Raw genomic sequence first — 12,703 nt, 5'->3', positions numbered from 1 at the left:
TTCGGGAACTCTCTTTTCAGGTCGCACCGTTGTGGCCGTTATTTGCCATCCGAATGACGGACTCGTCGGTCAGCTCCGGTGCCGCGACCGTCCGGGGCGGCTCCTCCACCCCGCGCGGCCGCTCCAGGTCGCCGTCCACCAGCCCCAGCTCCCCGAAGCGGCGGGCCGTCACCAGCACCCGGTTCTCCAGCGACCCCACCGTCTGGTTGTAGGCCGACACCGTCCGCGACAGCGCCCGGCCCAGCCCCTCCACGTGCCCGCCCAGCGTCGACAGCCGGGCGTGCAGCTGCTTGCCCAGCTCGAACACCTCCCGGGCGTTCCGGCTCAGGGCCTCCTGCTGCCAGGCGTACTGGGCCGTGCGCAGCAGCGAGATCAGAGTCGTGGGCGTGGCGATGTGCACGCGCCTGCCCATCGCGTACTCCAGCAGCCCCGGGTCGTGCTCCAGCGCCGGGGCCAGGAACGCCTCGCCCGGGATGAACAGCACCACGAACTCCGGCGCCGGGCTCAGCGCCGTCCAGTAAGCCTTGCCCGCCAGCTGGTCCACATGCGTGCGCAGGTGCCGGGAGTGCGCCCGCAGGCGCTCGCGGACCTCCGACTCGCCCTCCGCGGCCACCGCGTCCAGGTAGGCCGCCAGCGGCACCTTGGAGTCCACGACGATGTTCTTGCCCCCGGCCAGGCGCACCACCATGTCGGGGCGGCGCGCCCCGTCCTCCACGGCCACCTGCTCCTCGAAGTCGCAGTGCGCGCTCATGCCCGCCAGCTCCGCCACCCGGCGCAGCTGCACCTCGCCCCAGCGGCCGCGCGCCTCGGGCCGGCGCAGCGCCGTCACCAGCGCCTGCGTCTGGTCGCGCAGCCTCTCGGAGCCCTCGCGCATGAGTTCCACCTGCCTGGTCAGCTCGGCGTGCGCCGCCACCCGGCCCGCGTCCGCCTCGCGCAGCCGCTGCTCGACCCGGTCCAGCATCGCGGCCAGCGGTTCCACCATGCGCTCCACGGCCCGGCGCCGCTCGTCCAGGTCGTGCCCGGCCTGCGTTCCCACGGCCCGCAGCCTGCCCTCGGCCAGCTCCAGGAAGTTCCGGTTGGTCTGGTCCAGGGCCTGGGCGGACAGCGCCCGGAAGCGTTCGGCCAGCCGCTCCTCCATGAACTCGGCCCGCTCCCGGGCCGCCTCGGCCTCCGCGCGCGCCTGCGCGCTCTGCCCCCGGGCCCAGAGCAGGCCCAGGGCGACGCCCACCGCGATGCCGACGAGGAGTACCGCCACGAGTGAGAGGAGATCCATGGCGCCCTATGGTGTCAGTCCCCGCCCCGCCGGGTCCCCCGCCACGCAGGACATCGGTGAGCAGAGCCATCAAGTCCGGCATGTCCACCGCCCCCGCGTCGTAGGACCACTGGAGCCGGAGGCCGCCCATCGCCGCGATGAGCAGGGCCGCCGCCGTCCGGACTCTCCCAGCGCGACCCCGGTGGACGCCATCCCCTTCGCGCCGGCCCACGGCCTGCCCGAGGTCCTCGGCTGGGACGGCCCGCCCGACCCGGTGCTCCCCGGCATCGACCACGGCCCCAACGCCGTCTCGCGGATCCCGTACCCGGGCACCGTCGGGGTCACCTCCACCGCCGCCGCGACCGGGGAAGGAAAGCTGCGGGAGCGCGTCCGTTTCCGGTCATTTCCTTCCCGGCCTGCGGATTGTCCGAGAAGCTGAGATGACCGCCCCCGTCGACCGGTCCTCTCCTTCGCCGGTCCCGGAGCGGCTTCCCGCCCCCTCGCAAGGAGTCCCATTGAACCTGGAGACCTACACGACCGGCACCGGAGAGAGAACGGCCCTCCTCGTCCACGGCGCCGGGGCCGGCGCCGGCACCTGGCACGCCCTGGTCCCCGCGCTCGTCGAGCGCGGCCACCGCGTCGTGACCGTGGACCTGCGCGGCCACGGGCGCAGCCCGCGCGGCGGCTACAGCGTCCAGGCGCTGGGAGACGACCTGGTCGACTCCCTGCCGGGCGGAGCGGACCTGGCCGTCGGCCACTCCCTGGGCGGCCTGGCGCTGTCCCTGGCGGTGGAGCGGCTGGCGCCCGCCCGCGCCGTCTACCTGGACCCGGCGTTCCGGCTGCCGCCGATCCCCGCCGACGCCGGGGAGCGCATGCGCCGGGTGTTCGAGACCGCCGACGCCGCGCACGTGCGGTCCATGAACCCGCGCTGGAACGACCTCGACGTGGAGCAGGAGCTGGCCGGGTTCGCCTCCTGCGACCCGGAGTTCTACGCCTTCGTCGCGGCCGAGGTCGCAGGCCGCGACCTGCTTCCGGACAAGCCGCACGCGCCGTCCCTGGTGCTGCGGGCCGCGGACGCCATCACGGTCGACGACCGGGCCGCCGCCGAACTCGCCGAGCGCGGCTTCGAGGTGCGCAGGGTCGCGGGGGCCGCGCACTGCATCCACCGCGACAACCTGCCCGGGCTGCTGGCCGAGCTGGACTCCTGGCTCTGACCCGCGCGAGGGCGGGACGCCGCGCGCCCCGCCCCGCCTCAGCAGCAGGCCGCCAGCGCCTCCCGCCAGGTCCGCGCCGACGCCCAGAAGTCCTCCCCGGCGGGCTCGGGCGCGAACAGCCACATCCGTTCCCAGGCCGGTGACGCGACCGCCTCGACCTCCTTGCTCGGCTGGTAGGGCGGGCGACCTCCGACCGCGTACCACGTGTACTCCAGCGGATCCAGCAGGGCCATCAGCCGCTCCTCCAGCCCCCGGCCCGGACGCACCTTCACCAGCAGCCAGGGCCGGAACCGGCGCAGCACCTCCAGCCCGCCGGCGACCACGTCCGGTTCGGTGCCCGCGGTGTCGATCTTCACCACCGCCGGGGAGCAGCCCGCCGAATCGCACCACCGGGCCATGGTGGCCGCCCGCACCGTCGTCCCGGACAGGTCCTGGTGCCGGGGCCGCTCGATCGTGTTGCACATGTCGTTGTGCCGGGCCCGTCTCAGGTAGGCGCTGCCGTTGTGGTTGCTCAGCGCCGCCTCCACCACCGTGAAGCCCAGGCCGGTGGCCTCCGCCGCCGACCGGGCCGCCACGGCGATCTCCGGGGTCGGCTCGAACGCGAACACCGGCCGCCGCGACCGGGCCGCCGCGAGCATCGCGTACACCCCGATCCCCGAACCCACGTCGAGCACCGCGCCCGGGCGGGCGAGGCCGAGGGCGGCCAGGAAGCAGGAGAGGCCGTCGGGCCCGTGCCCGGCCAGCCCGTGGGCGGCCAGCCTGCGCGGCACCGTCAGGTATCCGGGCAGGTCCAGCCTCAGTTCCCGCGGGCGCCGGGGACCGGGCAGCGCCAGCGTGAAGGCGCGGTTCCACGGCGGCACCCGGTCCGCGTCCAGGCCGCCCATGCTCCGCGGCAGCCGGACGCGCAGCCGCCGCGCCGCGAGCCGCACCAGCGGATATCGGCGCACGATCTCGCGCAGTTGGTCGGTGACCATGTTCCCCCCTAGGAAACGGGACCGCGGGCCGGCGGCCGTCCGCGCGCCGCCCCCTCCCCGTGGCGCGCGTACTTCCCCAACCGCCGGGATCCGCGGTCATGGCTCGCAGGCCGGGGCGGGGGGAAGGACCGGCAGGTCGGACATCTCCCGCCCCGGTCCCCGGCGACGTGAATCGAACCTACTGTGCGTAGTGGGTCCTGCGCAGGGTGTTTCGGCGATCGGCCCGCTTTCCCCGTGCCGGACCGGGCGGGCCCCCGGGCCGCATAGACTCTCACCTTGTGAGTCTGTCTATCGGGATCGTGGGACTGCCCAACGTCGGCAAGTCCACCCTTTTCAACGCGCTGACCAAGAACGACGCCCTGGCCGCGAACTACCCGTTCGCGACCATCGAGCCCAACGTCGGAGTCGTCGGCGTGCCCGATGCACGGCTCGGCAGGCTCGCCGAGATCTTCGGCTCCGCCAAGGTCCTCCCCGCGACCGTCGACTTCGTCGACATCGCGGGCATCGTGCGCGGCGCCTCCACCGGTGAGGGCCTGGGCAACAAGTTCCTCGCCAACATCCGCGAGAGCGACGCCATCTGCCAGGTGATCCGGGTCTTCGACGACCCCGACGTCACCCATGTCGACGGCGAGGTCGAGCCCTCCCGGGACATCGAGACGATCAACACCGAGCTGATCCTGGCCGACCTCCAGACCCTGGAGAAGGCCCTGCCGCGCCTGGAGAAGGACGCCAAGCGCAACGCCAAGGACAAGGACTCCCAGGAGCTGCTGGCCGCGGCCCGCGCCGCCCAGGAGATCCTCGACGGCGGCACCTCCCTCTACGCGGCCGGGGACAAGGACGTCGACCTGGCCCGGCTGCGCGAGCTGAGCCTGCTCACGGTCAAGCCGTTCATCTACGTGTTCAACCTCGACAGCGGCGAGCTGGCCGACGAGGCCCTGCGCGCCAAGCTCCAGGAGCTGGTCGCCCCCGCCGAGGCGATCTTCCTGGACGCCAAGATCGAGGCGGAGCTGGCCGAGCTGGACGAGGACGAGGCGCAGGAGCTGCTGGAGTCCATGGGGCAGACCGAGTCCGGCCTGGCCCAGCTGGCCCGTGTCGGGTTCGACACCCTGGGCCTGCAGACCTACCTCACCGCCGGGCCCAAGGAGGCCCGCGCCTGGACCATCAGGAAGGGCGCGACCGCCCCGGAGGCGGCGGGGGTCATCCACACCGACTTCCAGCGCGGCTTCATCAAGGCCGAGGTGGTCTCCTACGACGACCTGGTCGCGGCGGGCGACATGCAGGCCGCCCGCGCCGCGGGCAAGGTCCGCATGGAGGGCAAGGACTACGTGATGGCCGACGGCGACGTCGTGGAGTTCCGCTTCAACGTCTGACGCACGGGCGCGGGCCGGGGGCGGATCCGGAGATCCGCCCCCGGCCTCTCCCACCGCCCGCGGGCCCGGGGCCCGGCGCCGGGCCGGTACCGGCCCGGCGAGGCGGACCGGCACCGGACAGCGGCCGCTCCCGGCCGCCCCGGGCGGTGCGCGGCGGACGTGCACCCTCCCCGCCCCGGGAGGGGGCGCGGACCTGCCCTATCGTGTGGCCATGAGCGAGCCTCCCCCGCAGAACCCGCCGCCCCGCCACCCCCGCACCCTCCCCGCGCCGGCGCAGCCGGTCCCGCCCGGGCGCCCGTCGAACGTCCTCGGGGTCCTGATGATCGTGTTCGGCGTCCTCACCGGGCTCCTGGGACTGCTGGTCCTCGCCCTTCCGTACATGCTGTTCCTCCTCGGCGGAGGCGGTGACGTCGCCGGGTTCGACGATTTCGTCGGGCCGTTCCGGTACACGGGGTGGAGCGTCGCGCTCCTGGGGCTCGCGATGTCCGTGTTCGGCACCGTCCGCACCGTCTCCCGCGGGCGCGCCCGGCGCCGGTGGGACCGGACGTACCGCCGCACGCCCTGACCCGCGGCCGCCCCGGCGGCGGGCTCCGCCACGGGCCGGATTCCGGCTTGATCCCCGGTCCGGGTTCTCCTACCGTTCCGTGAACGGAACGATGCCGAGGAGAGCCATGGAAGCGCACGCCGTCGAATCCCTTCCCGCCCGCAGCCGGGAGGTGGCCCTGGCCCTGGCCGCCGCCGGCGCCCCGGGCCGGGTGCGCGAGCTGGCCGGGTCGGCGCGCACCGCCGCCGATGCCGCGGCCGCCCTCGGCTGCGAGGTCGGCGCCATCGCCAACAGCCTGGTGTTCATCTCCGACGGCGAACCGGTCCTGGTCATGACCAGCGGCCGCCACCGGGTGGACACCGTCGCACTGGCCGTCCGCTGGGGGCGCGGTGAGCTCCGCCGCGCCACCCCCGAGCAGGTGCGCGCGGCCACCGGCCAGGCGATCGGCGGCGTGGCCCCGGTCGGTCACCCCGCGCCGCTGCCCACCGTGGTCGACGAGGCCCTGGGCGACCACGAGCGGGTCTGGGCCGCGGGCGGCACCCCGCACACGGTCTTTCCCACCACGGCGGCCGAGCTCGTCCGCCTCACCGGCGGTACGCTGCTGCCCGTCACCGCCTGACCCGCCGCCGAAGGGACGCCCCGTGGCCGTCGTCCACCGCACCACCCTGACCCCCACCAAGCTCGAACTCCTCCAGGCCTGGCTGCCCGCTCAGCCCTGGTACGCGGGTGGGGAGCCGGACCCGGCCAGGGCCGGCGGGTTCCGGCTCGACGACCCCCGGGGCGAGGTCGGCATCGAGTTCATGGTGGTCACCGACGCCGGGAACGCCTACCACGTGCCGCTCACCTACCGCGGGGCGCCGCTGGAGGGGGGAGAGGAGGCCCTCGTGGGCACCGCCGAGCACGGGGTCCTGGGAAAGCGGTGGGTCTACGACGGGACGCACGACCCGGTCCTGGCCGCGCAGCTGCTCGCCCTGCTCCTCGGCGACGCCGAGCCGCAGGCCCAGAGCCTGAGCGACACGCCGGACCCGTCCGTCACCGCCCGCTTCGCGGCCGCCGGCCCCCCGGCGGGGGTCGCCTCGTTCACCACGGCCCACGGGCCGGACGGCACCGGGATCGTGTTGGAGACCGGCGCCGGCGACCGGATCACCCTCCGTGTCGCCCGCGCCCTCAGCCCGGCCCCCGACCCGGAGGCCACCGGGTACGTCTCCGCCACCTGGCGCACCCCGGACGGGGTCGAGCACCGGGCCCCCTTCGTCACCGTCCGCTGACCCCGCGCCCTCCCCGGACCGGCCGGCGGTTCACACCGCCGCCTCGGCGCGCCCGGCCGGTTCGCGGTCGCGGGCCAGCACGCCGAGCACGATGAGGGCCTGCGCCGCCGTGTACGTCAGCATCACCCAGAACCCGCTCAGCGGCAGGTCGAACCCCGGGCTGAACGCCCGCAGCGCGATCAGCCCGTCCGACAGCAGGAACAGCGCCCCGCCGACCGCCGTCCACCGGTGCACCCCCAGCGACAGCACCGCCATCGCCCCCAGCAGCAGCCCGTACACCAGCACCGGCACCAGCAGCGGACCCGCCCCGGGCGCGCACAGCGCGACCAGCCCGGCCACCACCACCGCGTAGGGCACCAGCAGGGTCCGGTTCGAGCGCAGGGGCCCCTGCCCCCACCACGGGGCGAACGCGACGATGTACACCACCTGCGCCACCAGGAAGAAGCCCACCATCACCAGGAAGGCCGCGTCCCCGGACGCGAGCGCCGGGGCGGTGTCGCCCAGCCAGGAGAAGAACAGCGCGACCGCGACCAGCCGGACCAGGCGCCCGCGCGGGGGCGGGGCGGCCGTCCAGGCGAACGCCGCCAGCAGCGGCATGAGCAGCGCCTGGGTGGGGCGCGACCAGGCTTCGGCGCCGACGGCCTGAACGGCCAGGTGCACCGCCGCCGTCAGGACGAACAGTGCCAGGAAGACGCGGGGGAGGGGCTCTCGGGGGATCACCGGGTCATCATAGGCGTCCCCGCCGCGCCCACCCCAGGGGAGACCCCGGTCACAATCCGGCGGCCGTTCCCTGTCCCCGCGGACACATGTTGCTCCCCAACAGGTGACTAATCCATTTTCGGGCCGACCATAAATCCTGGAGGGGGGACAACCATCAGATGAGTTCGTCTGCGTATTGCCGTATTGTTCCGCTTTTGGGAACTTCGACTGTTGCGTGCAATGCGCGCTTGGCGGGGAAACGCGGAGCGCCCATGTCCGCGCCCAACCCGCACAATGCCTCACTATAGGGATGGGGTAGACAAGGGCGTGGCGGATACGCCGCCCGCACGGGCGGCGCGGAACTGTGTGCAGGAGGTCGGGGATGGCGAACGCACCACGGCGCGGTGCCGCCGTGCGCGAACGGCACGACGACGCGGAGTACGAGGCACCGGCCCCCCGCCGGCGCCCCCGCGCCGGCGCCGGCGGGCGCTGGTGGGTCGGCGTGGGCCGCGCCGTCCTCTGGGCCTTCCTCATCGTCGTCATCTTCAACGGCATCTGGTTCCCCCTGCGCGGCGGCTTCGCCCTCCCCGCCTCCGCCCCCGAACCCGAGCAGACCCGGGCCCCCGCCTTCCCCGAAACCTCGGCCGCGGCCTTCGCGCTCCGCTTCGCGGACGTCTACCTCACCACCGACGACCTCGAGGCCCGCCGCGACGCCCTGGCCGCGTTCGTCCCCGAGGGCGAGGCCGCCGCGCTCGACGCCCCCGCGGACTCGCTCGCCGGACGGAACCTCGTCGTCACCGCCATCGACGTCAAGGACGACAACAACGCCATCGTCGTCGTCCGCGCCGACGTCAACGGCCAGCCCATGAGCCTGGAGGTCCCCGTCTACGCCGACGGCGACACCCTCGCGGTCTCCGGGCGGCCGGCCCTGCTGGCCGCCCCGGCCCGCGCCTCCCTGCCCGAGCAGGCAGCCTTCGAGACCGACCCGGTCGCCGCCGAACAGCTCGAGGAGGTGCTGACCGGCTTCTTCGGCGCCTACGCGCAGGAGCCGAGCCACCTCGACCGCTATGTCGAGCCCGGTGTCACGATCGCCCCACTTCCGGCGAACACCCTGGAATTCTCCAAACTGTCCGATACCACGGTGCCATCCCAGAGTTCGAACAGGGATGATGACGTACGAGAGGTGGCCGTCACCGTGCACTGGGCCGTTCCCGCCCCCGAGGGGGAGGAGTCCGGGGTGCTGGTGCAGGGCTATCTGGTCACCGTCGTGGACTCCGGCAGCGAGTGGCACGTGCGTGACATCCAGGGAGCCCCCCACTCGTTCGGCGAGTGACGGGGCACGTAGGCAAGGAGACGAGAAGGATCATGCGCACAGCAGCAACGACACCGGGAGGCGGCGCCTGACATGCTCCCCCTGTTGTCCACCGCGGCCGACACCGTGACAGTGCTCGGCGGGGCCGACCCCCTGGTCCTGGCCGACTCGCAGGCCCCCGACACCGGCGGCCTCGCGGAGTTCCTGCGCGGCTTCTTCGGTCCGCTGTTCCTCGTCATCGTGTCCATCGTCGCGATCTTCTTCCTGTTCACCAGGGAGATCACGCGGTTCGCTCAGTTCATCATCCTGGCGATCTTCATCGGGATCGTCTTCTACGTCCCCGGCATCATCGAGGTCATCGCAGTGGCGCTGGCGCGAGCGATGGGCGTATCGACGGAATAGGCGAGGGAGGCCGGGAACGTGGATCTGCCCACGTACACCAACATCTGGCGTATCGAGAAGCGGCTCTACAAGCTCTACGACTTCCGGCTGCCCATGCCGCTCCCGGTGGGCACCTTCGGTGTCGCCGTGGGCGTGTTCCTGGTCTGGGTGATCCTGCTCGGGATCCTCAACGCCCCGTTCGTGTTCGGCAACGGGTGGCACCTGGTGCTGTGGGTGGTGCCGCCCGGCGTCATCACGGTCCTGGTCACCAGACCGGTCATCGAGGGCAAGCGCCTCACCGAACTGCTCCTGTCGCAGGCCCGCTTCCTCGCCGAGTCGCGGGTGTACACCCGGCTGGCCCCGGAGTACGAGCCCGCCGAGGTGCGCGTCGCGGTGCGCGTGTGGCACCGCGACCCGGAGGCGGGCCCGCTGCCGCTGCCGCGCCGCCGAGCCGAGCGCGAGGTCCTCGCGGTGGAGCCGGTGGAGGCGGCGGAGGCCGTCGGGGTGGAGGAGGAGCGGCCGGCGCCGGAGCAGGCCCCGCCGCTGCGCCGCGTCCGCGAGGCGGGGCCGGTACGGGCGCCGGAGCCCACCGCGTCCGCGTCCGCCGTGCCCGGGACCCTCCCGGAGCCGGTCCGCGCCGAGCCGGTCCCCGTGCCCGTCGCCGAGCCCGAACGGCCCGAGCCCGTGCGCTCCCCGGTCGCCACCGTGGCGGCGGTGGAGCGCCCGGCGGACACCGGCGGCGACCCGGGGCCGCAGGAGGAGCGGGAACAGGACGACCGCCCGGGTGTGGGCGTCCGGGTGCTCAACTACTTCGGGTTCGCGCTGCGGAGCGGACCCGCGACCCCGGCCGACACGGAGGGGAACGACTTCGAGGAGGGGTTCGCCGAACCCGTCCACGCCACTGAGGGTGAGGAGGAGCGCGACAGCGACGAGTGGTTCTCCCGCCTGCGCGCCTCCTCCGGGCAGACCCCGGTGAACCTCAGCTCCAAGAGCGCCTACACGGTGGGGGACACCTCGGCGCTCAGCCGGGAGGAGGTCGCCGGGGCGCTCGGGAGCGACGAGGCCGACGAGACCCCGGCGGCCCGCCGCCTGCGCGGCCGCACCCAGGGGATCCGCGTGACCCGTGAGCTGGAGGAGCGCCGCACCACGGGGCTGCCCGCCGACGGGGCCGAGGCCCGGGAGGCCGTCCGGCCCCGCCGCACGGGGAGGCCGCACGCCGCCCCGTGGGAGCTGGACGAGTCCGCCAGGGAGGCGCGGGAGGAGGCACCGGGCTACGACGTGTCCGACTACGCGGCCCGCTACGCCGCCGCCACGGGCCGCCCGGCCGCCAAACCCACCTCGGCCCCCTGGCTCCCGCAGTCGGAGGACGAGGGGGATCCGGCGCGCACCGCCGAGGGTGCCCCGTCCGCCGACGGGCCCCGAGCCGAGACCGCCGCCCCCGCCCGCCCGGCGGACGCACGTCCCGCAACCGAGGCCGACGCCCGTCCGGTGGGTCCGACGCGTGCCGACGCGGTGGCTCCGGGGCGTTCGGTGGAGGCTTCCGGGGCCGTGGAGGAGGCTCCTGCCCGTCCGGTGGGTCCGACGCGTGCCGACGCGGTGGCTCCGGGGCGTTCGGTGGAGGCTTCCGGGGCCGTGGAGGAGGCTCCTGCCCGTCCGGTGGGTCCGACGCGCGCCGACGCCGCGGCCCCGGTCCGCTCGGCCGGCTCCCGCGCCGGGCAGGACACCGACGGTGCTGCGGCCGCCCCCGCCCTCGGAGCGGAGGACACCGACGCGCACCCGGCCGCTCCGACCCGCACCGAGGCCGCCCGCCCGACCGGCGCGGCCGCCGCCGACACCCCCGTCGGGAAGGCCCCGGCCCCGGCGGCCAAGCCTCCGCTGGAGCTGGACCACGGCACCGGCGAGCAGGCGTCCATGCCCGTGCGCCCGCAGGAGGACGAGGACCGCGGCCCCGAGTGGAACGAGCACATGACCGTGCTCGACCGCCACCTCAGCACCGCCGACACCCCCGCCCCGCCCCGCCCCAAGTTCGCCGACGTCGTCCCCGGCCGCCGGAGCGGGGCCAAGGACCCCTCCGAGTGGTTCGACGACGGAAGGAAGCGCCACCCCGACCAGCCGCGGGTCGGCGACAAGGGCAACCCCGTCATCCCCGCCGAGGAGCTGCGCGAGCGCGCCGCGGACGGCGAGGCCCCGGCCGCCAAGCCGCCCACCCAGCTCGACCACGGCACCGGCGAGCTCGCCGGGTTCGCCGAGGTCCGCGAGGCCCCCCAGCGCCGCACCACCGCCGACCTCGAGGAGGCCGAGGCGGCCGCGCTGGCCCGGCGCCGGGCTCAGCGCCCCGCCCCGACCGCGCCTCCCACCCCGCCCGCGCCCCCTGCCGGGGACGGGCAGCCCGCCCCGGTCAAGTGGAGCATGCGCGCCACCGGCGCCGCCGACCCGGACACCCCCGACACCGCGGACACCGCGCAGGACGCGGAACCCCGGGACCCGGCCCACGACCCGCACGACGGCATGTTCCACCGGGTCGCCCAGAACGCCCGCAGGATCGGCCGCCTCTTCGGCCAGCCCGCCCCCGGCGAGGAGCCCGAGCCGCCCCGCCGCGAGCCCCGACCCGACCTCGAACTCGACCACGGCACCGGCGAGCAGCAGAGCCTGGGCGACACCCCGCACGGCTCTCCCACCGCCCCCGCCGTCGGTTCGGCCTCCGCCGTGCGCCCCGAGTCCGCCGAGTCGGACCCGCCCGCGTCCGCCGCCGACTCCGGCGGCACCCGCGGCTGGCGCCGCCTGGCCAAGGTCGTCACCGGCGGCGCCGCCCCGGTCCGCTCCGAGCTGTCCCCGGAGGACATCGAGCGCCTGCGGACCCCGCTGGAGAGCCCCCGCAGCCTGGTCGTCCTGGGCTGCACGGGCGGCGCCGGGCAGACCGTCACCACGCTGATGATCGGCCACACCCTGGCGGGCTACCGGGACGAGCGAATCGTCGCCGTCGACGTCAACCCGGGTCCCAACGGCCTCTCCCGCCGCATCGGCTCCCAAGCCCCCGAGACCCTCACCGCTCTGCTGGCCAACGCCGACGGCATCGGCGACCAGGAGGCGATGAGCGCCTACACCGGCCGCACCCAGACAGGCCTGGAGGTCGTCCAGACCCTGGACGACCCGTATGTGCAGACCCTCGACGACCGCGACTACGCCCAGCTCACCGGGCTGCTCGGCCGCTTCTACGCGGTCACCGTGCTGGACCCGGCGGCCACCGGGGTCGCCCGGGCCCTGCCCGCCGCCGACGGCCTGGTCCTGGTGACCCCGGCCAACGCCGACGCAGAGCGGGCGGTCTCCATGACCTTCGACTGGCTCGACGGCAACGGCCACGGCGCCCTGCGCGCCAGATCGGTGCTGGTCGTCAACGGGGTCAGCAAGCGCAGCCTGCCGGACGTGGACGCCGCCGAGCGGGTGGCCCGCGGCCGCTGCCGGGCGATCGTCCGCATCCCGTGGGACGACCACCTGGGGTCCTCCTACACGCGCATCGACGTCGGCGCCCTGCGGGCCAGCACCAAGCGCGCCCACGGCGCCCTGGCGGGCGTCATCGTCGACAAGCTCCTCACCTAGTCCGGCTCCGCCCCGGCGCCCGGCGGCGGCCTCAGCGGCGGGGCACGGGCGTGGCACCGGCCGGGACGGAGCCCGCCGCCCGCCCTTCCGGG

At 74.9% G+C, this 12,703-nt stretch carries 11 protein-coding genes; 8 read left to right on the top strand and 3 right to left on the bottom strand.

What is annotated here, in order from left to right; all coding sequences use genetic code 11:
- Positions 1 to 16: 16 nt before the first annotated feature.
- Positions 17 to 1,273, bottom strand: coding sequence for a DNA recombination protein RmuC (locus ACSUPR_RS11605; protein WP_436891194.1), 1,257 nt, complete (start codon positions 1,271 to 1,273; stop codon positions 17 to 19).
- Positions 1,274 to 1,767: 494 nt separating this feature from the next.
- Between ACSUPR_RS11605 and ACSUPR_RS11600 the strand changes: the two genes are divergently transcribed.
- A complete protein-coding gene (locus ACSUPR_RS11600) occupies positions 1,768 to 2,466 on the top strand; it encodes an alpha/beta fold hydrolase (RefSeq protein ID WP_436891192.1) in 699 nt (232 codons plus the stop codon).
- 38 nt (positions 2,467 to 2,504) lie between these two features.
- Here the strand turns inward: ACSUPR_RS11600 and ACSUPR_RS11595 are convergent, their stop codons facing one another.
- Complete coding sequence (locus tag ACSUPR_RS11595; RefSeq protein ID WP_436891190.1) at positions 2,505 to 3,440, bottom strand: FkbM family methyltransferase; 936 nt, start codon at positions 3,438 to 3,440, stop codon at positions 2,505 to 2,507.
- A gap of 278 nt (positions 3,441 to 3,718) precedes the next feature.
- On the opposite strand from ACSUPR_RS11595, the gene ychF reads away from it, so the two are divergent.
- From ychF to ACSUPR_RS11575, 4 genes are all read left to right on the top strand, one after another.
- Positions 3,719 to 4,810, top strand: a complete 1,092-nt coding sequence (gene ychF, locus ACSUPR_RS11590; RefSeq protein ID WP_436891188.1) for a redox-regulated ATPase YchF — start codon at positions 3,719 to 3,721, stop codon at positions 4,808 to 4,810.
- Between the two features lie 211 nt (positions 4,811 to 5,021).
- Entirely contained in the window at positions 5,022 to 5,375 is a 354-nt protein-coding gene (locus ACSUPR_RS11585; protein ID WP_436891187.1) for a hypothetical protein, read from the top strand.
- A 106-nt stretch (positions 5,376 to 5,481) separates the two neighbouring features.
- Positions 5,482 to 5,973 carry a YbaK/EbsC family protein gene (locus tag ACSUPR_RS11580; RefSeq protein ID WP_436891186.1) on the top strand — a complete coding sequence of 164 codons (492 nt, stop codon included), beginning with the start codon at positions 5,482 to 5,484 and terminating at the stop codon, positions 5,971 to 5,973.
- Positions 5,974 to 5,995: 22 nt separating this feature from the next.
- A complete protein-coding gene (locus tag ACSUPR_RS11575) occupies positions 5,996 to 6,622 on the top strand; it encodes a maltokinase N-terminal cap-like domain-containing protein (protein WP_436891184.1) in 627 nt (208 codons plus the stop codon).
- 30 nt (positions 6,623 to 6,652) lie between these two features.
- On the opposite strand, the gene ACSUPR_RS11570 is transcribed toward ACSUPR_RS11575, so the two are convergent.
- Complete coding sequence (locus ACSUPR_RS11570) at positions 6,653 to 7,342, bottom strand: lysoplasmalogenase (protein ID WP_436891182.1); 690 nt, start codon at positions 7,340 to 7,342, stop codon at positions 6,653 to 6,655.
- A gap of 361 nt (positions 7,343 to 7,703) precedes the next feature.
- Between ACSUPR_RS11570 and ACSUPR_RS11565 the strand changes: the two genes are divergently transcribed.
- From ACSUPR_RS11565 to ACSUPR_RS11555, 3 genes are all read left to right on the top strand, one after another.
- Positions 7,704 to 8,654 (top strand): conjugal transfer protein, encoded by a 951-nt coding sequence (locus ACSUPR_RS11565; protein ID WP_436891180.1) that lies wholly within the window; start codon positions 7,704 to 7,706, stop codon positions 8,652 to 8,654.
- Positions 8,655 to 8,726: 72 nt separating this feature from the next.
- A complete protein-coding gene (locus tag ACSUPR_RS11560; protein ID WP_436891178.1) occupies positions 8,727 to 9,035 on the top strand; it encodes a hypothetical protein in 309 nt (102 codons plus the stop codon).
- An 18-nt stretch (positions 9,036 to 9,053) separates the two neighbouring features.
- A complete protein-coding gene (locus ACSUPR_RS11555; protein ID WP_436891177.1) occupies positions 9,054 to 12,611 on the top strand; it encodes a TcpE family conjugal transfer membrane protein in 3,558 nt (1,185 codons plus the stop codon).
- Positions 12,612 to 12,703 lie beyond the last annotated feature (92 nt).

This window comes from Nocardiopsis dassonvillei (assembly GCF_964273065.1).
In the GTDB taxonomy this organism is placed as follows: Bacteria; Actinomycetota; Actinomycetes; order Streptosporangiales; family Streptosporangiaceae; genus Nocardiopsis; species Nocardiopsis dassonvillei_B.
This window is presented reverse-complemented; position numbering and strand designations above follow the sequence as displayed.